We start from the raw sequence: 23,948 nt of genomic DNA, 5'->3' as shown, positions 1-23,948 counted from the left end.
CAAGCCCTGTCTGCTTTACCGTGCAGCTACTTCATTCACATTGAATCAGTCGTCAGGTTTGGGGAACAACACATGAAAAAAGTCATTATCTCGCTCGCAGCCGCATCGATCGCGCTGGTTTCCGTTCAAGCTTTCGCACAGGCATCGGACGCAGCACCGGCCGCTGCAGCAGCTCCGGCTAAGCATCACAGCAAGAAGCTGAAGACGCACGGCAAGCGCGCTGGCGTTTCCGCAGCAGCTTCGGCAGCGGGCACGAACGACAAGGGTACGCAAAACTAAGCTCAGGCCCGTTCAATCGGGCGAGCTGTTCCGCTTGGCCGCATTTTGTCGCGAGTCGGCTCATGCAGCGCAAAGTGGAAAAGGGCGTGACCAGCAAAAAGGCCAGAGCGTGTGCTCTGGCCTTTTTGCATTCTTTTCGCGTTTGTCGCCGTTCTTGCGATACGCGATCGATCCGGCTTCAGTCAGCCAGACCGCGCTTGATCACTTCGGTCAACAGACCGCTCAGACCCTCGGGGTGGTTCGCTGCGCGCGCTTTCAGGTCTTCGACCAGCTCGCTGTTCAGCTTGCAGGCAAACGGCACCAGGCCTTGCGCCTGATCGAGCTTGCGCTGTTCACGGCGGTCGAGTTTCGGCTCGGCTGCCGAGGCTTTGCCGAAGCGGTCGGCGGTCGACAGCTTCATCGCGTTGTTCAGCTTGAGCGCCTTGTTCTTTTCAAGGTCGGTTTTTTTCATCGCCATACGGAAGGCCTCTGCCAGATAAGTAACCCCGTATTGTACGCGCGGTGAGTCACGCGCCAGGCGTTTGCGTGGTGGCGTGTGGCGGCCGGCCCGGCGCGGCGACACTGTCCATCAGCGCGCGCATTCTCTGCCAATGGGTGCCTTCCCAGAACACTCGCTGACAAACGTCGCAAGTGACGAACTGGTTATGCCGCTCGAGGACGCCATCCGGCGCGCGCGTGCCGACCTCATCTTTGGCGATTCGCCGTAGCGGCGCGTTGCACATCAGGCATAAGCGGAACGGCTGCGCGCTGTGCGCGAGATCGAGCCGTTCGAACACTTCGCGCAATTGCTCGCGCGGCCTGAGCGTGCGGACATAGCAACCATGCGTGATGCTGCGGCGTTTCAACAACTCGCGGTCGCGCGTCAGAACAATGCGCTGCTGAGCGGCGGCAAGCGCTTCGATATCGGCATCGGGATAGTGGTTGTCGTACAGCGTGTCGAAGCCGGCGAGCCGCAGCAGCGGTGCAAGGCCGCCGAGATGCGCATCGGCGATAAAACGCACCACGCGTAATGGCCGCTCGCGTACGCGCAGCAGAGGCTGGATGTCGAGCGCTTCAAACTTCGGATAAACGGCGATGCGGTCGCCGTCCGATAACGGATGATTGAAACCCACCGACTCGCCATTCACCAGAATCAGTTCGACCTCGGTATGCGGCACCCCGAGCACTTCGATCATGTGCTTCGCGGTCGCGCCGCGCGCGCATGCGCAACTGAACTCGCGCCGGCGCAGCGGCCGGGCGAGAAAATCGTTCAACTCCTCATAGAAGCGGAATGTCGCGGTGACCATTTACGCAGTATCGCACTGTGTCCGATTGCATGTTTCATTGCACGTTGTCCTGCGCTTGTCGCATGGGTGTGCTTTACTTCAGGTTCTTTAGAAGACGGAGTGACAGATGGACATCGGTTTTATCGGTCTCGGCGAGATGGGCGCCGCGATGGTTGCAAACATGTTGAAAGCCGGGCATCAGGTGCGCGTATGGAACCGCTCGCCGGAACGGGCGCAAGCGCTCGTCGACGCAGGAGCGCGACTCGTCGCCACGCCGGCCGAAGCGTTTGCGGGCGAAGCCGTGTTCTCGATGCTGGCCGATGACAACGCGTTGCGCGAAGTGATCACTGCGTCGTTGCTCGAACATGCTCCGCGTGGGTTGATCCACGTGAACATGGCGACCATTTCCGTGGCGCTGGCCGAAGAACTGGCGACGGCGCATGCGTCGCGCGGCGTTCACTACGTCGCTGCGCCCGTGCTGGGCCGGCCCGATGTCGCGGCTGCTGGCAAGCTGACGATTGTCGCGGGTGGTCCGGCGGAATCGATCGACCGGGTTCAGCCCGTTTTCGACGCGATCGGCCAGAAAACGTGGCGCATCGGCTCGCTGCCGCAACAGGCGAACGTGATGAAGCTGGCCGCGAATTTCATGCTGGGCGCGGCGGTCGAGACGCTCGGTGAAGCCGCGACGCTGGTGACCGGTCACGGTCTCGCGATGCAGGATTTCCTCGATGTCATCACGAGCGGCCTGTTTCCGGGGCCGGTTTATTCGGGCTACGGCAAGCTGATCGCGGAGCGGAGCTATGAGCCGGCGCTGTTCAAGGCGCGTCTCGGTCTGAAAGACATTCGTCTCGCGCTGGCCGCCGCCGACGCAGTGACGACGCCGATGCCGATTGCGAGCGTCGTGCGCGACAGCCTGATCGAAGCGGTCGCTCACGGTGACGGCGAGAAGGACTTCGCCGTGTTGGGTGAAGTCGCTGCGCGGCGCGCAGGGCGGTAAGCGGCACATTGGCCGCTTCTGAGCGAACAGCGGCGTGTGAAAGGCCCATGTGCGCGGCGTCTCGCCGCGCTTTTTCTTTGCGGCGTGGCGTGGGTGGCGGGTCGTGGTTCGACCGCCGCCGTCGCTTTGGTTCTGACCGGGCAGGCATAATAGCTGCCCGATTCTTTTATCCGCGTTGATTCCAATGACTTTGCATACCTGGTGGCTGTTCGTTGCCACCGTCTTCGTCGTTTCCGCGATTCCCGGTCCGAACATGCTGCTCGTGATGACGCACGGCGCGCAGCACGGCTTGCGTCGTTCGAGCGCGACCATGGCGGGGTGTTTGTCGGCGCTGGTGTTGATGCTGGCGGTATCGGCGGCGGGGCTCGGCGTGTTTCTCGCCGCGTGGCCGACCATGTTCAACGCGCTGCGGATGATCGGCGCGGTGTATCTCGTCTACCTGGGCATCAAGGCATGGCGCGCTCCAGTCGACGAAGCCGCCGCCGAACACGCCGACGAGCTGGCCGCCAAACCCGCGCGCTCGCGCTTCGCTCTGTATCGCAACGGGTTCCTCGTGGCGGGCAGCAATCCGAAAGCGATTCTGTTCGCGGCCGCGCTGCTGCCGCAATTCATCGATGCCGCACAGCCCAAGCTGCCGCAATTCGCGGTGCTGCTCGCCACTTTCGCCGCGATCGAAGTGAGCTGGTATCTCGTGTATGCGGGTTTCGGCACGCGCATTGGGGCGAAATTGAAGAGCCGGAGCGTCGCCCGCGTGTTCAATCGTCTGACTGGCGGGATGTTTGTCGGCTTCGGCGCGATGATGGCGCTGGTACGCCACTAAGCGAAAGGCCAGAACACAGAGTGACCAAAAGGGACACAAGGCTAAAAAGCGCTGCGTTGTATTTTTGTGACATTGAGGGTCTACCCTAATTTGCATGTTGCGCCGCATCAAATCTTTTGCTAAGATTTGCCTTGTCTCCTCCATGTCTCCTCTGATATGGATTCAGCCCACCCACATAGGTGGGCTTTTTTTTGCCCAGAATTTCCCGGCGAACGTTATTCGCGCTTCGCCCGACCCGATCGATACCAGAAAAACAAAGCCGGCTGACCTCTCGCGTGAGGTCGCCGGCTTTGTCGTGTGAGCGTCCTGAACGTCCCAGGCAGAACGCCCGAACTCAGAACTTGTACGAAACGGCCAGGAAGGAAATGATCGGGTCCGCCTTCAGCTCCGCTTTCGACACCCCCAGCTCCGTGCCGTCCGCCGCCTTGATGATGACCGACGAGGTCGTCTTCAGCGGGATGTACGTGACGGACGCCACCAGCCCCCAGTGATCGGTGATGTTGTACGCGAGACCTGCGTTGAACACCGGCGCCCACGATGACGACGCCTTCGCCGACACCTGCGTCGTCCCCGGCTTGCCCGCACCGGCGGCCAGCACCGCGCCGAGATTGTTCTGCGTCGATGCCACGAAGTTCGGGCTCAACTGGACATCGGAGAACCAGTTGTACGACACACCCACGCCCACGAACGGACGCAATTTCGCGGTCGGCTCGTTGAAGTAATACTGGAACAGCAGCGCCGGGCTCCACTGGCGCACGCTCTTCACGATCGGATTAGCCTGCGGATCGCCCAGATCCTGCTGACCGAGCGCGCCCGCCGGCCCCGGCGGCTGAATCGTGCCGTGACCGTAAATCTTGAAGACCGGGGGCACGCCCGCCACCGTCGTCACCGCGATGTGATCGGTGAGGTAATGGCTGAAAACGAGACCGACCGTATTGGCGCTATTGGTCGATAACCCCGTGCCCGGCGACGTGAACGAACTCGGCAGACGCAGCGGCGTATTGATCGGCGTCGGCGCGACGTTGGTGGTGAGCGGCGTGCTCGAATCCTGCGGCATCACGTGGAACCAGCCCAGCACGGCGACGTTGTCGCCCGCGTGCTGCGCGTACGCACTGGCCGACAGGACAGCGAACAGTATCGCGAGACAGACTTTTTTCATCTTCTTTCTCCTCAGGCGCTCGTGTCGCTCATCGCATGCGATGGACGGCGGCGGGTCATCGACCCGGCCAGTGCGCTGGATATTCGTTGGGACGCCGGCCGCTGCGCTGTGCCGTGGTTTCGCGCAGCAGCCGGGACGCGGCCGCCTCGCTGCTGCGAGACGGCGCGTGCGGCGCCCGTTACCGGAGTTACTGGACGAAGGCGCCGATCGTGAAGTACGGCGAGGTCGCGCTGGTCAGATCGAGGTAGCCGAATACGCCACCGGTGAAAATCATCTTTCCGGTCGGCGTGGTGCCGGTCGATGCGCCCACCTGTGTGGTCGTCACCACGCCTGGCGTGGCTTGCGTGAAGTCCAGATTCAGCGCGGTCGCGAGCGATGCCTGCGACGCGTTGAACGGATCCAGCAGCGTGGCCTCGGTGCCTTCGAGCGCGGTCGTGCGATAGTCGAACTGGCTATCCACGCCGATGTACTCGCCGTTCTGCGAGTTCACCGCGACCGACGTTTGCGGCGACAGGATCGAGATGCCCGACTCGTCGTCGGCGAACGGCCCGAGCGAGCCATTGACCGGCGTGGTCACCGACGAGTTGGCCGCGCCCGTGCGCACCAGAATCGGCACCAGCTGGTTCTTCAGCTTGCCGACGATCATGTAGCCGCGCGCTTGCGGCGTGGTCGCGAGTGTCGGCTTGGCCTGGCCCTGGAAGTTGTTGGTCTGGAACGCGCCGCTGCCGTCGGTTGCCGCGGCGAAGTTGCTGCCCGGCTGCTGGCATTTGCCCGCGTTGACGCCAGAGTTGTCGCACTCCGTCCATGTGCCGTCGGCGTTGATCGTGATCTTCGAATCGACCGCGACCGGCGCGAAACTTTGTGACGGCACCTGGTGATAACCGAGCTGGTTATAAGTCCCGGCGACGTTCGCAAGATTCGTTTCAATCGACGAAAAACCGATGAACGGGTAGTACGGGAACGTGGTGTCCGGCACCGCGCCCACGCCGAGAATCCCGCCGAACGAAATTTCCGCGCCCGGAATCGTGCCGCCCGCCACGCCTTCGCCGACGAAAATACGCGCCGGACGGGTCGGGTCGAGACTTGCGCCGTTCAGCCGGAACGCGCACTGGTTGAGCTTGTTGGTCGGCAGCAGAGTTTCCTGGGTGAGCGTGCCGCTGGCAGTCTGACCGGCGCGCGTCGGGACGACGGTGCCGGTGGTCGCCGGAATCGGCGACTCGATGTAATTGACCTGCCAGGTCATCTTGGTCGTGTCGAGTTGCAGCTTGACCAGTTCGCCGTCACCGCCGCCGCCCGTGAACACCGTGCCGTAGTCGAGCGACGCAGGACACAGACGCACTTCCGTCACCGGTCCATCTCCGCCGCCGCCACCGCCGCACGCCCCCAGCAACGGTGCAGCAAGAGCGAGCACCGAAAGGATTCTCCATTTCATACCGCCTCCAGAATATTTTCGTTGTATGTGGCCGGCTCCCAGTCCGGCCACCTTTTGCTTATGTCGGTCCCGTAGTACGAACTGCGACGTGATGCCTTTACTGATTCCTCTGCTTCAATGCGTTTGCGTCACTTCATTTGCTGATTTGCGCGCCGATGCCGAAGTACGGTGCATTCGGCGTATCCGAATTGGCCGAGGTCGACGTGATGCCGCCGTTGACCGTGCCCTGGATTTCGATTGCGTAGAGGCCGCCCGACGCAATCGCGTAGCCGGTCTGGCCGTTCGCCTGCGCAACGCCGACCAGGCCGGGGCTTTGCAGACCGTAGGTCAGGCCGAAGCCGTCTTCGGCGGCGGAGGTCGACGGGTTGATGAACGAGCCGACGCCGCCCTGGATCAAGGTCGCGGTCGACTTGAAGTTCGAATCCGCGCCGACATAGCCGCCGTCGAAACCGCCGGACGCCAGCGGCGTGGCGGCGGCGAGCATCGCGATGCCGGATTCGTCGTCGACTTTCGCATCGAGATGGAGCGGCGCAGTGCCAAGATTGACGAATCCCGTCCGGACCACGAGGGGCACGGTTGCGCCGTTGATCTGACCAAGGATCATGTGTGCCGTCGCGGATTTGCCGGTCGCGCCGATCAGCGGAAGCTGGAGTTGCGGCACGATTTGCGGCGCCGCCTGGCTGTCGAAGTAGCCGTTGCTGTTCAGCGTCAACGCACTGCCAGTGGTCAGACAGCCGCCCGCGTTGGCCGAGTAGCTGGCGTTGGCCGTGTTGCTGCTGGTGCAATTTCCGCTGGCGTCGAAGGTCTCGACCGTGTTGGTGGCGACCGTCGCATAGTTGCTGGACGGTGCGAGGTGATACAGCAGACCGTTGTACGTGCCGGGCAATTTGCTGATGTCGGTCGTCGTGCTCGCGAAACCCAGAAACGGATAGAAGTCGAAATGACGGTTCGGAACCGCGCCGATGCCGGAGCCGACGAGCGGGATCGTCAATCCGTCGAACTCGACCGTCGCGCCGGGAATGCCGCCGCCCGCCACGCCTAGGCCGACGAGGACCATCGGCGGGTTCGGGTTGTTGACGTAGTCCGGCGTCGTATAAGGCTGACCGTCGCCCGCTGCCGTGCCGCTGCCCGCGCCGAGAATGAATGCGCAACGCGTTTGCTCGGCGGTGGGCAGCGCCCCGGTGGGCGGATGGATCACCGCGCCGGTGATCGTGGTGCCCGCGCGGGTCGGCGTGACCTGGCCGGTGCGCAGCGGAATCGGCGATTCGAGCCACTTCAGCGTGTAGGTCATCGCGGTGGCGTCGATGTTCAACTGCACGACTTCGCCGCTACCCGCTCCACCCAGATACGTGCTTTTGACGATGTCGGCGGTGGCCGGGCAGAGTGCCGCCGAACTGTCGCTGCTGGCGGGCGCGCCCTGTGTGCCGCAACTCGAACCCGAGCACTGAGGTGAATTAATCGCGGCCGGATTGTCGGCTTTGCCGCCTCCGCATGCAATCAGCAATGGCGTGGTGGCAATTGCCATTGCAACGCCTCGAATCATGGCATTCGACATGCGGCTATCTCCCTGTCATGTAATTGTGCGGACTAATTTCGCTGCGCGGTTAATGCCTGTCAATTGAATGAGGTGTCTAAAAAGACCGATTCAAACAGCGAGAATTTCAGCATGCGTAGACAGCGTGGACGTCAGCGGCCCTTTTAAACAAAAAATGAAATTTCGCCTTGGAAGCCGGTCCGTTGCTTAGCCGCACGCCCTTTACCGACAGGCGTTACAGCAAAATGGCTCTATCATCTTCGAACGACCGTTCGCGTAAGAATGCGGACTTTCCCTAGGCGGAAAACTATGCTGTGTGGTCAGCTTCAGGAATGAATTACCGGCGCTTTGGAACGCATTCCGCATTTTATTTTTCAAGTAATGCGGACTAATACCGATAAAGTTTTTGCGGGAATTTAAATCGATGGATTTTTAAAACAGAAAAGCCGGTCTGAAAGACCGGCTTTTCGGCAGAGCGACGGTTGATTACCGTCTGCGTCTGAATGGATTTAGCGTTTCAAGCCGGCGTCTTCGGCGGCGCCGATGGCCAGGTTCATACACTGGATCGCCGCGCCCGATGCGCCCTTGCCCAGATTGTCCAGGCGCGCGACGGTCACGAAGCGCTCTTCATTGCCGAACACGAACAGGTCGACGCGGTTCGTGTCGTTGTTCGCCTGCACGTCGAAGAAGCCGCTGTCGAGATTCGCTTCGGCGTCGAACGGCGCGACGTGCACGAACTGCTCGCCCGCGTAGTACTCGGCGAACAGCGCCTGCACGTCTTGCGGCGTCGTCTTCTTGGCGAGCTGGTTCGGCGAGAAGAAGGTGGTGACGGCCAGGCCCTTGTAGAAATCGCCGACGATCGGCGTGAAGACCGGTGCCGACTTCAGGCCCGTGTGTGCAGCCATTTCCGGCAGATGCTTGTGCGTGAGACCGAGTGCATAAGGACGCGGGCTCGCGAGCTTGTCGTTGCCGCCGGCTTCGTAGTCGGCAATCATTTTCTTGCCGCCGCCGCTGTAGCCGGTGATCGAGTAGGCGTGCGCGGCGAACTCCGGCGCGACGACACCTGCTTCGACCAGCGGACGCATGGCCAGCACGAAGGCCGACGCGTGGCAGCCCGGCACGGCGATGCGTTTCGCGGTGCGCAGGCGTTCGCGCTGCGAGCGGGCCAGTTCGGGCAGGCCGTACGCCCAGTCGGCAGAGGTGCGGAACGCGGTGCTCGCGTCGATCAGCACGGTACGGTCGTTGTCGACCAGCGAAGCGGATTCGCGCGACGCGACATCGGGCAGGCACAGAAACGTGACGTCCGACGCATTGATGAGACGGCGGCGCTCTTCGATATCTTTGCGTTTCGCTTCTTCGATACGCAGGATCTCTACGTCGGCGCGCGACGACAGATATTCAAAAATCTTCAGGCCGGTGGTGCCTTCCTGTCCGTCGACAAAAACTTTCGTGCTCATCTCGATCTCACTCGCTTGCTGGAAACGGGGCGCGACGCCGCGCCGGAACGTTATTTTAAGACCACACGGCGGCGGACGTGCGTAACGGGGCAAAAAAGGGGTGAAAAAACGACGATGCGCGCTGAAAGTGACACTGACGTGACCTGTTGTGCGGCAGATGCAGGCTGATGGCATCGGGTTGGCGGGAGAACAGGGTGGCGATTGCGGGTGGTGGATTGGCGTGTCCTTGCTGTGCGCGTTTGGAGCGAGTTTATGGGACTGGTGGTGGTTTGAGGGGAGGCGGGACATTGGGCTGACGGGCCAGGATGTCGAAGCCGTCGAACCCACCCGGCAAGCGTCGTCACTTTTCACAAGCCACCCGGCACCAAACGCGCCCCGCATCCCCCCAACAACCTAGCCCGCGTTCGCAATCCAGCGCGCCGTGACGCCGGCGACGCGCGCGCCGAACATCCTCGCCGTCTCCAGATCTCCGGAAGGAGGTGCTTCTTCAGGCGACGCATCCGCAGGCGACTGCGTGAGCAACCCCGTGGAACCGCCCACGTAGTTGAGATCGTTGCGGGTGGCTGCCTTGGTATTCGACGGCATCATGCCGGTGCCCGCCCAGATCATGCCGTGCTGCATCGCGAGCGTGACGAAGTACTGGATCGTCGAGAACTTGTCGCCGTTCATGGTTGCCGAGTTGGTGAAGCCGGCCGCGATCTTGTCTTTCCACGTCTGACCGAACCACGGTTTCGAACTCGCGTCCGCGAATTTTTTGAAATCGGCCGATGGACCGCCCATGTACGTGGGCGCGCCGAACACGATCGCGTCGGCTTCGGCCAGCTCGGCCCAGCCCGCATCGTCGATGTCGCCGACCGGCATCAGCTTCGCCTGCGCGCCTGCTTCGAGCATGCCCGTCAGCACGGCCTCGGCGACTTTCTTCGTATGGCCGTAGCCGCTGTGATAAACGATGACAATTTTTGACATGCAACGCTCCGGCAAGATGACACGGGATGGGGTGAGGTACGACCATGGTGCGACGATGCGGCCGCGCCGTCTCGATCAGCATGACGCATGCCGCTCCGCCTGACATTAACCCACGCGGATGACATTCGTTCCACGCGGGCGGCAATCCGATGCGATGCAATTGGCAAGCCAGTTGGTTTTCGTCAGCAATGCTGTGGAAATCGACGCGAATGCTCCTGCAATACCGGTAGCGTTCGGAGCGTTCGGCCGCCGCGCGCGATAAATACCAACGTCTCCTTAGGCGCGAGAAGGTCGCTGTTTCCCCGAGGCTCGCTACAAAGCTCACGAATCCTCTAACGCTTCGACTGCTACAGCCCGTCGCCACGCGCGCAGACATCTAGTTGCGTCAACGCCCGTAATTCACCACCATCCGCGCACTACCCAGCGCCGCCGTGCCGATTTCGTGATCGAACATCAGCGCGGGTCGACCTTGCGCGAGGCGCAAATCGGCGGTGCTCAATGCATAAACGGTGACGATATACCGATGCGGTTTGCCTGGCGGCGGGCAAGGGCCGCCGTAACCATCGGTGTCGAAGTCATTGCGCGCTTCGACCGCGCCGAGCTTGGTAAGGAAACCCGACGAACTCGCGTTCTCAGGCAAGCTGCTGACCGTTGCCGGAATGCCCGCGACCGCCCAGTGCCACCAGCCCCGGCCGGGCGCATCCTGATCGAACATGGTGACGGCGAAACTGCGGGTACCGGGTGGCGCGTCGTGCCACGTCAATTGCGGTGAGCGATTGCCGCCTTTACAGTCGTCCTGATTGAAAATCTGCGCGGCGTCTACGTTGCCGCCCGATTTGAAGCTGGCGCTGCTGATCGCGAAGGTACCTTCGGCAAACGCGCGCGGGCATGACATTGCATAGAGCGCGACACCCAGGATTGCGCAGGCAAAGGGCAGCGTACGGTAGAACGGCGAAGCAAGCGAAACAACCAGCCAACGCGAGCGCATGTGCCGCTTCTCCTGTCAGGGCGCGAGGCGATTCCTCACGATGATTATTGTCCCTAATTTTTGCCCGAGGGTCGAATCAAGTCTAACATTAGCTCTCCGATGCATCATCCGACGCTGAAAAGAGAGGAAATCGGATATAGTCAAAGTATTCTCCGCGCGCCTTTTTAGCGGGTTACTTATTCCCTGCTTATTTAGAATTCAAAAAAGAAATGTTTGACGTTGTGGAGAGTGGTTTTTCTGTATCAAGAGGAGGGCAATGCCAAATCCACTCAGAGTGATCGTGGCCGACGACCATCCGGTGATCCTGTTCGGCGCGGAACATGCGCTGCTAAAGTTTCCAGGAATGCAAATTGTCGGGCGTGCGCGGCAGTCGACAGAACTTATCAAGATGCTGCAGAACGACGCCTGCGATGTGCTCGTTACAGACCTGGCCATGCCTGGCGGCCAGTACGGCGACGGCTTGCCACTAATTGGATACTTGCGTCGGAATTTTCCTAATCTACCTATCGTCGTTCTCACCATGCTGGAAAATGCCGCGTTGCTTCAACGGCTGCGCGAGCTCGGCGTGATATCGGTCGTCAACAAATCGGACGATTTGAGTCATATTGGATTAGCGGTGCAACACGTCAGCCGCAATCTGGAATATATGAGCCCGTCAGTTAAAGCCGCGCTTGACGCACTTCGCATAAATTCCGGTGGTAAGAGCGACGAAGTAATGCTGTCCAGGCGCGAACTGGAAGTGGTGCGCCTGTTCGTATCCGGCATGACGATCAAGGAGATTGCCGAGCAACTGAACCGCAGCATCAAGACGATCAGCACGCAAAAGAATACGGCCATGCGCAAACTCGGCATTGATCGCGATTCCGAACTGTTTCAGTACGCGCAGAGCAATGGCTTGCTGAACCTGTCATCGCATTCGGCGGGCGATAAGGGCGAAATTCCTCAGTGAATTCTTTTCGCCCCGAAGCGTGGGAAACAAAAAGGCCGCCTGTCGTGAGACAGGCGGCCTTTTTTCAACTCAACGGGTCTGCTTAATCTGCCAGACGCGGCGAAGCTTACTGCGGCGTCGCGTTTGCGCCGCCGTGCGCGGCCGACCATTCAGCCGGTGCGTGCAGGAATTTTTCCACTTCGTCGAGCGTCTTCGTGTCGAAGTATTTGTTTTCCTTCGCGACGCGCAACACGTCCCACCACGTGGCGAGCGCGTGCAGATCGACGTCGATGTCTTTCAGCACCGACACGCTTTCCTTGAAGATGTTGTAGTGGAACAGCACGAAGCAGTGGTTCACCGTCGCGCCGGCGGTGCGCAGCGCGTTAATGAAGTTGATCTTGCTGCGGCTGTCGGTGGTCAGGTCTTCGACCAGCAGCACGCGCTGACCTTCGGTCAGCAGGCCTTCGATCTGCGCGTTACGGCCGAAACCCTTCGGCTTCTTGCGCACGTATTGCATCGGCACCATCAGGCGGTCGGAGAGCCATGCCGCGAACGGAATGCCCGCAGTTTCGCCACCGGCGACCGCGTCGATCTGCTCATAGCCGACATCGCGCAGGATGGTGGCTTCGGCCATTTCCATCAGGCCGCGTCGCACGCGCGGATACGAAATCAGCTTGCGGCAGTCGATATAAACCGGGCTCGCCCAGCCGGACGTGAAAATGTACGGTTTCTCCGCGTTGAAGTGCACTGCCTGAACTTCCAGCAGCATTTTTGCGGTCGTGTCGGAGATCGTCTGGCGATCGAAGCCTGTCATGGGCGGGATCCTTGGGTATGAGCGGGAGAAGCGGGCGCGGGGCCCGGTGGCGCAGCAAGCGAGGTATGCCGCGCCATGCCGGGCGGAATACGCTGCCGGTCTGGAGTACAGGCCGGTTTTTGCTACGCGCGTAGGCCGATATTTTACCCGAAATGGGTGCTCCCGAGGAGGCCGTCGTGCGCGGGCGGCGCGAATGGCGGTCATAACGGCCGCGCGGCTCGGGCTTTGCGGACCATGGCGGCACTGCGCTCGTAACGGCTCTCCGCCCTTTTTTGCCTGCTTGTGAGCAGTCTGGAGCGCCTTTACACTCACGCGAATTTCTCGGGCGCCGCGATCTTGCCGACGCCCCGCGTGCCCCTCTGACCTACGGAATGCTTCCAATGAATGCCGCCTCCTCCGCCACCGACACTCGCGCCTCCACCCAGAAGGGCTACGCGGGACGGGCGCTGATCGCGTCGGTGCTCGGCTATGCGATGGACGGCTTCGATCTGCTGATTCTCGGCTTCATGCTGCCCGTGATCGCCGTCGATCTGCACCTGAGTTCGACGCAGGCGGGCTCGCTGGTCACGTGGACGTTGATCGGCGCGGTTGCGGGCGGGGTGATTTTCGGGGCGCTGAGCGACTATTTCGGGCGCGTGAAAATGTTGACGTGGACGATTCTGATTTTCGCGGTCTTCACCGGGCTATGTGCGCTGGCGCAGGGCTATACCGACCTGCTGATCTACCGGACCATCGCCGGAATCGGGCTGGGTGGCGAGTTCGGCATCGGCATGACGCTGGTCGCTGAAGCGTGGCCGGCGTCGCAGCGGGCGCGGGCGTCGTCGTATGTCGGGCTTGGCTGGCAGCTCGGCGTACTGGCGGCTGCGCTGCTGACGCCGCTCCTGTTGCCGCTGATCGGCTGGCGCGGCATGTTTGCGCTGGGCCTGCTGCCCGCCATCGTGTCGTTTTTCGTGCGACGCCGCGTCGAGGAACCCGCGTTGTTCACCGAGCGCGTCGCGCGCGGCATGCGCAAGCAGCCGTTCAGGCTGCTGGTCGCCGATGGCCGCACCACGCGGGCAAGCATCGGCGTCGCTATCTTGTGCTCGGTTCAGAACTTCGGCTATTACGGGCTGATGATCTGGCTTCCGAGCTATCTGTCGAAAACATTCGGCTATTCGCTGACCAGATCCGGCGTGTGGACGGCGGTCACGGTGCTCGGCATGGCGGCCGGCATCTGGCTGTTCGGCCTGGCCGCCGACCGCTTCGGCCGCAAGCCGACCTTCCTGTTCTATCAGGTGGGCGCAGTTGTGATGGTGTTCGTCTACGCGCACCTGAGCACGCCCATGGCTTTGCTGATCGGCGGCGCGGCGATGGGCGTGTTCGTCAACGGGATGATCGGCGGTTACGGCGCGCTGATTTCCGAGCTTTATCCGACCGACGCGCGGGCCACCGCTCAGAATGTGCTGTTCAACGTGGGCCGCGCGGTGGGCGGCTTCGGTCCGGTCGTGGTCGGCGCGCTCGCCGCACGTTATTCGTTCGGCGCCGCGCTGGCCTTTCTGGCGTCGATCTACCTGCTCGACATCTTCGCCACGCTCTTTCTGATTCCCGAACGACGCGGCGCAGAGCTCGAATAAGCTTGCACGCGGTTTGTTTGCTGAAAAAGCGCTTCGCAAACTGCCTGCGATTTGTGCAGATGAGCGTTGAAACGCGCGCCGCTATCCGCACCGAACCCTGCGACAACCAGTTCACGTCATGCGGCGGCGCACCATAGCCAGCGGGTGTTTCGCGTATGGTGAGCAGTGTTAACCACGCAGTTCAGCGACGCTTTCGGGGTGTACACTGATCGGCCCGCGAAGCACTCCGCACTGTCTCGTCCCCCGTCGCGGCTCGGCGCGTCGCCTACTCGGCGCACGCAAAAATCCGCCTCGGTCAATTGTCTATTCGATAGATGAATACGACGTCAACGGTGCAGGGTGCCCGGCCAATTTCTTACGTCTCGCAGGCTAAAAAAATGGACGAACAACTCAAGCAAAGCGCTCTCGCATATCACCAGAATCCGAAACCCGGCAAGATTTCGGTTACGCCCACCAAGCCGCTGTCGAACCAGCTCGATCTGTCGCTCGCTTACTCGCCGGGCGTCGCCGCGGCCTGTATGGCGATCTACGACGAACCGCTCGACGCCCAGAAGTACACGTCGCGCGGCAACCTGGTCGGCGTGATCACGAACGGCACGGCCGTGCTCGGTCTCGGCAATATCGGCCCGCTCGCCGCGAAGCCGGTGATGGAAGGCAAGGGCTGTCTGTTCAAGAAGTTTGCCGGCATCGACGTGTTCGATATCGAACTCGCCGAGACCGACCCGGACAAGCTGGTCGAAGCCATCGCGATGCTCGAACCCACGCTGGGCGGCATCAACCTCGAAGACATCAAGGCGCCCGAGTGCTTCTACATCGAGAAGAAGCTGCGCGAGCGCATGAAGATCCCCGTTTTCCATGACGATCAGCACGGCACGGCGATCATCGCGTCGGCGGCGATTCTGAACGGCCTGAAAGTGGTCGGCAAAAAACTCGACGAAGTGAAGCTGGTATGTTCGGGCGCGGGCGCAGCGGCCATTGCGTGTCTGGACTTGCTGGTGAACCTCGGTCTGTCGAAGAAGAACGTTCTCGTCACCGATTCGAAGGGCGTGATCTACGAAGGTCGCGGCAATCTCGATCCGTCGAAGGAACGTTACGCGGCGAACACCGAAGCGCGCACGCTGGCTGACGCGATTCGCGGCGCCGACGTGTTCCTCGGCTGCTCGAGCGCAGGCGTGCTGAAGCCGGAAATGGTCGTCGAGATGGGCACCCAGCCGCTGATTCTGGCGCTGGCCAATCCGGAACCGGAAATCCGCCCGGAAGAAGCGAAGAAGGTTCGCCCCGACTGCATCGTCGCGACCGGCCGTTCGGACTATCCGAACCAGGTCAACAATGTGCTGTGTTTCCCGTTCATCTTCCGTGGCGCGCTGGATGTTGGCGCAACCACGATCACCGAAGAAATGAAGCTGGCGTGCGTGCGCGCGATCGCTGAACTGGCCGAAGAAACCGATCAGGGCGACGAGGTCGCGAAGGCGTACGAAGGCCACTCGCTCGAATTCGGCCCGGAATACCTGATTCCGAAGCCGTTCGACCCGCGCCTGATCATCAAGATCGCGCCGGCCGTCGCTCAGGCTGCGATGGATTCGGGCGTCGCGACCCGTCCGATCAAGGACATGGACGCATATCGCGAAGAACTCGGCACGACGGTGTATCGCACGGGCATGGTCATGCGCCCGGTGTTCGCGGCTGCGAAGTCGCAACCGGCGCGCATCGTGTTCGCCGAAGGTGAAGACGAGCGCGTGCTGCGCGCCGCGCAATTCGTGCTGCTCGAAAAGATTGCCAAGCCGATTCTGGTCGGCCGTCCGTCGGTGATCGAGATGCGTCTGAAGAAAATGGGCTCGAAGCTGAAGTGCGGTGAAGACTTCGAGATCGTCGACCCGGAAGACGATCCGCGTTATCAGCAATGCTGGCAGGCGTATCACGAACTCGGCGCGCGCGAAGGCGTGACGCCGGACGTCGCGAAGGCCGCGATGCGCAAGTTCAACACGCTGATCGGCGCGATTCTCGTGCGTCTGGGCGAAGCCGACGGCATGATCTGCGGGATGATCAGCCAGTACCACACGCATCTGAAGTTCATCGAGCAGGTGCTGGGCAAGGCGGAGAACGTGCAGAATTTCGCCGCGATGAATCTGCTGATGCTGCCGGGCCGCAATCTGTTCATCTGCGACACGTACGTGAACGAAACGCCGACCGCCGAGCAACTCGCCGACATGACGATCCTCGCTGCGGGCGAAATCGAGAAGTTCGGCATCACGCCGAAGGTCGCGTTGCTGTCGAACTCGAACTTCGGCAGCGCGCCGTCGTCGTCGTCGCAGCGCATGGCGGCGGCTCGCAAGCTGATTGCCGAACGCGCGCCGACGCTCGAAATCGACGGTGAAATGCATGGCGACGCGGCTTTGTCTGAAGCGATCCGCAAGGCTGCGTTCCCGGGCACGACGCTGAGCGGCGAAGCGAACCTGCTGATCATGCCGAACGTCGAAGCCGCGAACATCACGTACAACATGCTGAAGATGATCGGTGGCGAAGGCGTGACCGTCGGTCCGTTCCTGTTGGGCGCTGAAAAGCCGGTGCATATCCTGACGCCGGCTGCGACCGTGCGCCGGATCATCAACATGACGGCGGTGGCCTCGGCTAACGCGCGCAAGCCGGTGAACAACAAGTAACGTGTGATTGGGCGCGTTGCGGGAACGACTCCGTAGCGCGTTTCAAGGCATGCAAAAAAAAGCGGTTGTCCGAAAGGACAACCGCTTTTTTCATTCCACCTGGACTCGCCAGGTCAAAAAATCGAGATCAAGCCGCGTGCTGCGTCTTCCCGGTTTCCGGCGAGCGCCAGCGCGTCAGCAACTCGTTCCACTTGATCCGCACGCCCTTCAGATTATTCTCCTTCACGTGGCCGTAGCCGCGAATGCCGTCTGGCAGATTCGCGAGTTCAAGCGCCAGGTCGCGTTTCTGCGCAGTCAGCCCGCCGATCAGTTCGCGTACCAGCGCTTCGTATTCGACAATCAACGCCCGCTCGGTCCGACGCTCTTCCGTCTTGCCGAAAAGATCGAGCGCCGTGCCGCGCAGGAACTTGAGTTTGGCCAGCACATGCATTGCGCTGAAAACCCAGGGGCCGTACTTTCTCTTCACCAGATGACCATGAGCGTCTTTCTTCGAGAACGTCGGCGGCGCGAGGTGGATGTGCAGCTTCCAGTCGCCCTCGAAACTTGCCTTCAACTTTTCGATAAACGCAGGGTCGCTGTAGAGGCGCGCGACTTCGTACTCGTCCTTGTACGCCATCAGCTTGTGCAGGTTTTTCGCGACGGCTTCGGTCAGCGGCAATTGGCCGTCGATCGAATCGAGCGCCGATTCCGCTGCACGCACTTGTGACACCAGCGCGCGGTAACGATCCGCGTACGTCTGGTTCTGCCATGCGGCGAGGTACTGTGCGCGCTTGTCGATCAGCGTGTCGAGTGCCTTCGGCGTGTGCAGCGCGATGATTTTGCTGCTCGCCATTTCTTCCGCCGCCCCGCGACCTTGCGATTGCGCGAGCTTGCGCACCGTGGCCAGATCGTGCGCGGCACGACGGCCCCATTCGAACGCCGCACGGTTCTTCTCGATCTGCACGTTGTTCAACTCGATTGCGCGCATCAGCGACTGGTAAGTGAGCGGCACCCAGCCCTTCTGCCACGCATAGCCGAGCACGAACGGATTCGTGTAGATCGCGTCGCCGAGCAGCGCAACGGCGAAGTGATTTGCATCGACCGTATCGACAGCTTCGTCGCCCGCGCCGGCACGTACGTCGGCTTCCGTGCTGCTGCCCGGAAAGCGCCAGTTCGGATTCTTGATGAGTTCGGCGGTCGGCGTGTGCGCGCTGTTCAGCACCACGCGCGTGTGGCCGGCCTGCATCCGCGACACGCATTCGTCGCTGGCCGTAACGATCGCGTCGCAACCGATCACGAGACTCGCTTCGCCCATCGCGATGCGGGTGGCGTGGATGTCGGCCGGATTGTTCGCGATCTGCACGTGGCTCATCACGGCGCCGCCTTTTTGCGCGAGGCCGGTGACGTCGAGCACGGTGACGCCCTTGTTCTCCAGATGCGCAGCCATGCCGAGCAGCGCGCCGATCGTCACGACGCCGGTGCCGCCGACGCCCGTGACCAGCACGCCGTAAGGACGCTCGATCGACGGCAGCGCCGGCTCCGGTACCGGCGGCATCGCATCGCCGTCGCTCGCTACGCCCGACGACGCTTTCGGCTTGCGCAACTGGCCGCCTTCAACCGACACGAAGCTCGGGCAGAAGCCGTTCACGCACGAAAAATCCTTGTTGCAGGTCGACTGGTTGATCTGGCGCTTGGTGCCGTATTCGGTATCCAACGGTTCGACCGACAGACAGTTCGACTTCACCGAGCAGTCGCCGCACCCTTCGCACACCGCCTCGTTGATCACGACGCGCCGCGCCGGATCGGGATAAGTGCCGCGTTTCCGGCGACGCCGTTTTTCGGTCGCGCAGGTCTGGTCGTAGATCAGGATGGTGGTGCCCGATATGTCGCGCAGTTCGCGCTGCACGTCGTCGAGCTTGTCGCGATGATGGATGTCGATGCCCGGCGCGAGCCCGACATTCGCCGAATACTTCTCCGGCTGATCGGTCACGATCACGATCTTCGATGCGCCTTCGGCGGCGAGTTGATGGGTGATTTGCGGCACGGTCAACACGCCGTCGACCGGCTGGCCGCCCGTCATTGCCACCGCGTCGTTATAGAGCAGCTTGTACGTGATATTCGCTTTCGACGCGATTGCCGCGCGAATCGCCAGCAGCCCGGAGTGGAAGTAGGTGCCGTCGCCGAGATTGGCGAACACGTGTTTGTCGTTGGTGAACGGCGCCTGGCCGATCCACGCGACGCCTTCGCCGCCCATCTGGCTGAACGTGCTGGTGCTGCGGTCCATCCAGACCGTCATGTAATGGCAGCCGATGCCGGCCATCGCACGCGAGCCTTCCGGCACATTGGTCGACGTGTTGTGCGGACAGCCCGAGCAGAACCACGGTTTGCGCTCGGCTTCGACGCGCGGCCGGGCGAGCGCCTTTTCCTTCGCCTCGATCACCGCGATGCGCGTGGCGATGCGCGCGCGCACGTCGGACGGCAGATCGAATTTGTCGAGCCGCGTCGCAATGGCCTTCGCGATGATCGCGGGCGAGAGTTCGTAATGCGCCGGCAGCAGCCAGTTGCCCATCGGCACCGACCATTCGCCGCCTGCGCCGTCTTTCTCGTCGAACTTGCCGAACACGCGCGGACGTTGCGCGTCGGGCCAGTTGTACAGTTCTTCCTTGATCGCGTATTCGAGAATCTGGCGTTTTTCCTCGACCACCAGAATTTCGTCGAGCCCTTTCGCGAAGCCGTGCGCGCCTTGCGCTTCGAGCGGCCACACGCAGCCGACCTTATAAAGCCGGATGCCGATGCGCGAACAGGTTTCGTCGTCGAGACCGAGGTCGGTGAGCGCCTGGCGCACGTCGAGATACGCCTTGCCGCCGGTCATGATGCCGAAGCGCGCATGCGGCGAATCGATCTCGATGCGATCCAGCTTGTTCGCGCGCACGTAGGCGAGCGCGGCGTACCACTTGTAGTCGAGCAGACGCGCTTCCTGCACGAGCGGCGGATCGGGCCAGCGAATATTCAGACCGCCATCGGGCATCGCGAAATCTTCCGGCAGGATGATTTTCGTGCGATGCGGGTCGATATCCACCGAAGCCGACGATTCGACCACGTCGGTCACGCACTTCATCGCGACCCACAGGCCGGAGTAGCGGCTCATCGCCCAGCCGTGCAGACCGAAGTCGAGATACTCCTGCACGTTCGACGGGAACAGCACCGGCAGGCCGCACGCCTTGAAAATATGCTCGGACTGGTGCGCGAGGGTGGAGGACTTGGCCGCGTGGTCATCGCCGGCTAGCACGAGAACGCCGCCGTTTCGCGCGGAACCTGCTGAATTGCCGTGCTTGAAAACGTCGCCGGAACGGTCGACGCCTGGGCCCTTGCCGTACCACATCGAGAACACGCCGTCGTATTTGGCGCTGGGGTACAGGTTGACCTGCTGCGAACCCCAGACGGCGGTCGCCGCGAGGTCTTCGTTGACGCCGGGCTGGAATACGACCTGGCGCGCGGCGAGATGCTTTTTCGCCTTCCACAACGACTGGTCGAGTCCGCCGAGTGGCGATCCACGGTAGCCGGAGATAAAGCCGGCAGTGTTGAGGCCGGCGGTCCGATCGCGTTCCTGTTGCAGCATCGGCAGACGGACCAGCGCCTGGATGCCGCTCATGTACGCGCGGCCGCGTTCGAGTGTGTATTTATCGTCGAGCGTGACGGACGTCAGCGCGGCTTCGAGCGTGGCTCGCTGACCGGCGTCTAGCGGGGCATTCATTATGTGTACTCCTCCACTCAGCTTGGGATCACCAAAACTTTTTTGGGCCGGCAGCATCTTGTGAATGCGTGGGGCCGGGACCGTCATATTGACGTGTTTTAAGTGATGGTAGCACTCGGAGAAACCCGCCGCCTTGGGTCAAAATTGCCGCAATGCAGCGTGATTTGCGGCGAAAACGGGCACATGTATCGATTCGCTGCTGATTAATTAAGCGTGGCTGTAACAAGCTGTAAAAGCGAAGAAATCGCGGAACCGTCGTGCAAATTGCTGTCTAACCGGCACCTGTGAGCAATGTCTACGCAACGCTTCGCATTCGGCGAAGCTTCAGGACAACAGGGCAGTTAGAAAAGGAGTACGCATGAACACTAGAAATATTCAGACCTTCCTGATGGTCTCTGCAGCATTCTTCGCGATGAGCGCGCCGGTGCGCTCCAACTCGGGCAGCGCAGGGGCGCTGTCGAACGCGATTAGCCGTACGGCGCAAGTTTCTCCCGTCAGCGTGGCAACGGCGCGTGTGTCGCGCTCCACGAGATCGGACGAGGAAGATCAGAATTCGTGATGCACCGCACAGGCGGCGCATTGGTTGATAACCGGCTGTTCGCTTAACCTGAGCGACAGCGCAAATGAAAAGGGCGGCGATCGCGAGATCGCCGCCCTTTTCATTTCTGGTCGGCAATCTGGAATTGCCAACTGTCAATTTTCACTTGTCAGGCTTTGTCCTGCACTACACCGCGGCGAATCTGATCGAGTTCGATCGATTCGAACAGCGCCTTGAAATTGCCCTCGCCGAAACCCTGATTGCCTTTGCGCTGGATGATCTCGAAGAAGATCGGCCCAATCTGATTCTCGGTGAAGATTTGCAGCAGCAGATCGTCCGGCGCACCGTCGATCAGAATCTTGCGCTTGCGCATTTCGTCGAGCGGTTCGCCATGATCCGGCACACGGCGATTGACCAGCTCGTAGTAGGTGTCGATCGTGTCGAGCAGCGAAATGTTCGACGCGCGCAAACCGTCGACGGTAAGGTAAATGTCGTTGCTGCCGAGCGCGATATGCTGAATGCCCTCGCCGTGATACGCGTCCAGATACTCCTGAATCTGGCCGGCCGTGTCCGAACCTTCTTCGTTGATCGGAATGCGGATCTTGCCGCACGGCGAAGTCATCGCCTTCGACTTCACGCCCGTCACCTTGCCCTCGATATCGAAGTAACGCACTTCGCGGAAATTGAACAGGCGCTCGTAGAACTCCGCCCATTCCTGCATGCGGCCGCGATGCACGTTGTGCGTCAGGTGATCGATATACGTCAGGCCGTGGCCGACCGGATTCGGGTTCGCGCCCGGAATCGGTTCGAAGTCGACGTCGTAAATATCGATGTTGCCGATGCTGTTCGGCTCCGCGCCGTTCTTGCCGCGCCAGCGGTCGACGAAGTAAATCAGCGAGTCGCCGATACCTTTGATGGCCGGAATGTTCAGTTCCATCGGGCCGGTTTTGTTGTCGAAGCCCCACGCGCCTTTTTCCAGCGCCTGTTCGTAGGCTTTTGCGGCATCCTGGACGCGAAAAGCGATGGCGCAGATCGACGGCCCATGCAGACGCGTGAAGCGTTGCGCGAACGAATCCTTTTCCCCGTTGACGATGAAGTTGATCTCACCCTGGCGATACAGCGTCACATCTTTATGGCGGTGCTTCGCGACGGCGGTGAAGCCCATCTGTTCGAAAAGTTTGCCGAGCGCTTTCGGGTCCGGCGCGGTGTATTCGATGAATTCGAAACCGTCAGTACCGACCGGGTTGTCCCAAGTTGTGACCTTCATTGTCTGTCTCCTGATAGCGCCGGCTGATGTGCGCGGGGGGAATGTTTGCTTGATTGCGACCTGAGCCGCGACTGAAGTGAACTGAATGAAGCAAGTGTAGATTTGTCATGGCGACGAAAACTTGCGAACTTAATCGCCGGTCGATACGCTTGAGCTATTTTTTAGCTCAAATCTTTTCCTGGACGGCAGAAAATGGCTCACGTCGAGATAGACGCAATTGACCGGCGCATTCTGGCCATCCTTCAGGAGAATGGGCGGCTGTCCAATCAGGAGATTGCTGAGCGCGTCAATCTTTCGCCGAGTCCGTGTCTGCGAAGGATTCGGCGGCTGGAGGAGAGCGGGGTGATTCGTGGCTACGTCGCGTTGCTCGATCCGCAGAAGCTGGGACTCGATCTGCTCGCTTACGTGAATGTCCGGCTGGAAAAGCGCGGCGGATCGGCGCTGAGTCCGCGTGGCGATGTCACGCACGCCGACTTGTTTCGCGCGGCGGTTCAGACGTGGCCCGAGGTGGTTGCGTGTCACGCAATGACCGGCGATATGGATTATTTGCTGCGTGTGCAGGTCGAGGACATGGCGCATTTTTCGCGCTTTGTGCAGGATCAGCTGCTGCACCATCCGTCGGTGATCGACGTGAAATCGAGTTTTTCGTTGGAGAAATTCAAGGAGACGACGGCGCTGCCTATTTTGTAAGCAACAGGTTGGCGGCAGAGCGTCGCGAGCGGTGAATGGCGCGTAGCATGCAAAAAGGGCAGCCGGAAGGCTGCCCTTTTGTTATTCCGTCGAAGCGTCCGAAGTCGCCTCAACCCAAGCTTTTCAGGCCGCAGCCGCTGTGGGCATGAACGACTCGAACAGTTTGGACGCGTGACGCGCCTGGCGCTTGAGCGCGTAGTCGAACACCGCGGCCTGTTCCTGCAGCATCTCGGCGATGATGCTCGTTTGATCTGCCGGCGACAGCGTCAGATAAGCATCAGCTTCGCCGTACGCGTATTCGATCTTCATGCCGGCTTTCTTCGCGATGTGCATCATCGTCGAATTGCGCGACAGGCAGTGGATGTACAGCGTGGTGACGTGAGTATTGCGGCTGCGGATGGCGGCGCGCTCGAACAGCTTCGAGCCGATGCCCTGACCGCGCGCGCTTTCCAGCACCGACACGCCGAATTCAGCCGTGCGTTTGTCGCCCTCGGCCGGCAGATAGGCAAGGTGCCCGACGCCGCTGAGTTCCAGCTTGCTGTTGAAAACGCCAAAAACGGTGTCGCGCGAGAAATCGATAGCGCGGACGTAGTTTTCGATCACGTGATTCGGCACGACCTGGCCGAAGCGCAGCAGGCGGTCGTCTTCGTCGAGTGCGAGGAAGTGAGCCAGCAGCCGGTCACGGTCGATCGCGTTGAGCTCACGAACCAGAACAGGCGCACGACCGGCTGTCCGCGGAAGGCGATCGTGCGCGACGATCTGCTCGGCGGTGCGGTTAGTCAGAATGTTCATGGTCGGGTTCTCCTTT

At 61.3% G+C, this 23,948-nt stretch carries 20 protein-coding genes; 8 read left to right on the top strand and 12 right to left on the bottom strand.

Translation table 11 applies throughout. The features are described 5' to 3' along the window. The first annotated feature begins 72 nt into the window (after positions 1-72). On the top strand, positions 73-279 hold the full coding sequence (locus BLS41_RS00240; RefSeq protein WP_074762402.1) for a hypothetical protein: 207 nt from the start codon (positions 73-75) through the stop codon (positions 277-279). Positions 280-457: 178 nt separating this feature from the next. Here BLS41_RS00240 and BLS41_RS00235 read toward each other — a convergent pair whose 3' ends face one another. Then, positions 458-736, bottom strand: coding sequence for a hypothetical protein (locus tag BLS41_RS00235; RefSeq protein ID WP_074762401.1), 279 nt, complete (start codon positions 734-736; stop codon positions 458-460). A gap of 49 nt (positions 737-785) precedes the next feature. Next, positions 786-1,565 carry a Mut7-C RNAse domain-containing protein gene (locus BLS41_RS00230; RefSeq protein WP_074762400.1) on the bottom strand — a complete coding sequence of 260 codons (780 nt, stop codon included), beginning with the start codon at positions 1,563-1,565 and terminating at the stop codon, positions 786-788. A 106-nt stretch (positions 1,566-1,671) separates the two neighbouring features. Between BLS41_RS00230 and BLS41_RS00225 the strand changes: the two genes are divergently transcribed. Together BLS41_RS00225 and BLS41_RS00220 are read left to right on the top strand one after the other, a co-directional pair. Then, positions 1,672-2,541 carry an NAD(P)-dependent oxidoreductase gene (locus BLS41_RS00225; protein ID WP_074762399.1) on the top strand — a complete coding sequence of 290 codons (870 nt, stop codon included), beginning with the start codon at positions 1,672-1,674 and terminating at the stop codon, positions 2,539-2,541. Between the two features lie 184 nt (positions 2,542-2,725). Then, positions 2,726-3,361 (top strand): LysE family translocator, encoded by a 636-nt coding sequence (locus BLS41_RS00220; RefSeq protein ID WP_074762398.1) that lies wholly within the window; start codon positions 2,726-2,728, stop codon positions 3,359-3,361. A gap of 334 nt (positions 3,362-3,695) precedes the next feature. Here BLS41_RS00220 and BLS41_RS00215 read toward each other — a convergent pair whose 3' ends face one another. The 6 genes from BLS41_RS00215 to BLS41_RS00190 form a co-directional block, all read right to left on the bottom strand. Then, positions 3,696-4,520: an OmpW/AlkL family protein gene (locus BLS41_RS00215; protein WP_074762397.1), complete on the bottom strand. Its 825-nt coding sequence runs from the start codon at positions 4,518-4,520 to the stop codon at positions 3,696-3,698. 187 nt (positions 4,521-4,707) lie between these two features. Next, entirely contained in the window at positions 4,708-5,952 is a 1,245-nt protein-coding gene (locus BLS41_RS00210; RefSeq protein WP_074762396.1) for a DUF2957 domain-containing protein, read from the bottom strand. Positions 5,953-6,085: 133 nt separating this feature from the next. Beyond that, positions 6,086-7,507, bottom strand: a complete 1,422-nt coding sequence (locus BLS41_RS00205; protein ID WP_074762395.1) for a DUF2957 domain-containing protein — start codon at positions 7,505-7,507, stop codon at positions 6,086-6,088. Between the two features lie 488 nt (positions 7,508-7,995). Continuing rightward, a complete protein-coding gene (gene argC, locus BLS41_RS00200) occupies positions 7,996-8,943 on the bottom strand; it encodes an N-acetyl-gamma-glutamyl-phosphate reductase (protein ID WP_074762394.1) in 948 nt (315 codons plus the stop codon). 393 nt (positions 8,944-9,336) lie between these two features. Continuing rightward, the gene (locus tag BLS41_RS00195) at positions 9,337-9,909 is read right to left on the bottom strand and encodes a flavodoxin family protein (protein ID WP_074762393.1); all 573 of its coding nucleotides are present in this window, start codon (positions 9,907-9,909) and stop codon (positions 9,337-9,339) included. Between the two features lie 385 nt (positions 9,910-10,294). Further along, the gene (locus BLS41_RS00190; protein WP_074762392.1) at positions 10,295-10,897 is read right to left on the bottom strand and encodes a YbhB/YbcL family Raf kinase inhibitor-like protein; all 603 of its coding nucleotides are present in this window, start codon (positions 10,895-10,897) and stop codon (positions 10,295-10,297) included. 256 nt (positions 10,898-11,153) lie between these two features. On the opposite strand from BLS41_RS00190, the gene BLS41_RS00185 reads away from it, so the two are divergent. Beyond that, positions 11,154-11,846 carry a response regulator gene (locus BLS41_RS00185; protein WP_074762391.1) on the top strand — a complete coding sequence of 231 codons (693 nt, stop codon included), beginning with the start codon at positions 11,154-11,156 and terminating at the stop codon, positions 11,844-11,846. 106 nt (positions 11,847-11,952) lie between these two features. Here BLS41_RS00185 and BLS41_RS00180 read toward each other — a convergent pair whose 3' ends face one another. Beyond that, entirely contained in the window at positions 11,953-12,639 is a 687-nt protein-coding gene (locus tag BLS41_RS00180; RefSeq protein WP_042326936.1) for an orotate phosphoribosyltransferase, read from the bottom strand. 380 nt (positions 12,640-13,019) lie between these two features. Here BLS41_RS00180 and BLS41_RS00175 point away from each other — a divergent pair, with 380 nt between their 5' ends. Both BLS41_RS00175 and BLS41_RS00170 read left to right on the top strand, forming a co-directional pair. Next, the gene (locus BLS41_RS00175) at positions 13,020-14,252 is read left to right on the top strand and encodes an MFS transporter (RefSeq protein ID WP_074762390.1); all 1,233 of its coding nucleotides are present in this window, start codon (positions 13,020-13,022) and stop codon (positions 14,250-14,252) included. A gap of 377 nt (positions 14,253-14,629) precedes the next feature. Next, positions 14,630-16,912, top strand: coding sequence for an NADP-dependent malic enzyme (locus tag BLS41_RS00170; protein WP_074762389.1), 2,283 nt, complete (start codon positions 14,630-14,632; stop codon positions 16,910-16,912). A gap of 127 nt (positions 16,913-17,039) precedes the next feature. Here BLS41_RS00170 and BLS41_RS00165 read toward each other — a convergent pair whose 3' ends face one another. Next, the gene (locus tag BLS41_RS00165; protein WP_074762388.1) at positions 17,040-20,645 is read right to left on the bottom strand and encodes an indolepyruvate ferredoxin oxidoreductase family protein; all 3,606 of its coding nucleotides are present in this window, start codon (positions 20,643-20,645) and stop codon (positions 17,040-17,042) included. Positions 20,646-21,003: 358 nt separating this feature from the next. On the opposite strand from BLS41_RS00165, the gene BLS41_RS00160 reads away from it, so the two are divergent. After that, the gene (locus BLS41_RS00160) at positions 21,004-21,204 is read left to right on the top strand and encodes a hypothetical protein (protein ID WP_074762387.1); all 201 of its coding nucleotides are present in this window, start codon (positions 21,004-21,006) and stop codon (positions 21,202-21,204) included. Positions 21,205-21,352: 148 nt separating this feature from the next. On the opposite strand, the gene hppD is transcribed toward BLS41_RS00160, so the two are convergent. Next, positions 21,353-22,450 (bottom strand): 4-hydroxyphenylpyruvate dioxygenase, encoded by a 1,098-nt coding sequence (hppD, locus tag BLS41_RS00155; RefSeq protein ID WP_074762386.1) that lies wholly within the window; start codon positions 22,448-22,450, stop codon positions 21,353-21,355. Between the two features lie 192 nt (positions 22,451-22,642). Here hppD and BLS41_RS00150 point away from each other — a divergent pair, with 192 nt between their 5' ends. Further along, the gene (locus BLS41_RS00150) at positions 22,643-23,140 is read left to right on the top strand and encodes an Lrp/AsnC family transcriptional regulator (protein ID WP_074762385.1); all 498 of its coding nucleotides are present in this window, start codon (positions 22,643-22,645) and stop codon (positions 23,138-23,140) included. A 123-nt stretch (positions 23,141-23,263) separates the two neighbouring features. Here the strand turns inward: BLS41_RS00150 and BLS41_RS00145 are convergent, their stop codons facing one another. Next, entirely contained in the window at positions 23,264-23,932 is a 669-nt protein-coding gene (locus BLS41_RS00145) for a GNAT family N-acetyltransferase (protein WP_074762384.1), read from the bottom strand. Positions 23,933-23,948 lie beyond the last annotated feature (16 nt).

Origin of the sequence: Paraburkholderia fungorum (assembly GCF_900099835.1) — a bacterium.
GTDB classification, from domain to species: domain Bacteria; phylum Pseudomonadota; class Gammaproteobacteria; order Burkholderiales; family Burkholderiaceae; genus Paraburkholderia; species Paraburkholderia fungorum_A.
The sequence above is the reverse complement of the archived record's forward strand: the minus strand, read 5'-3'. Positions and strand labels throughout refer to the sequence as shown.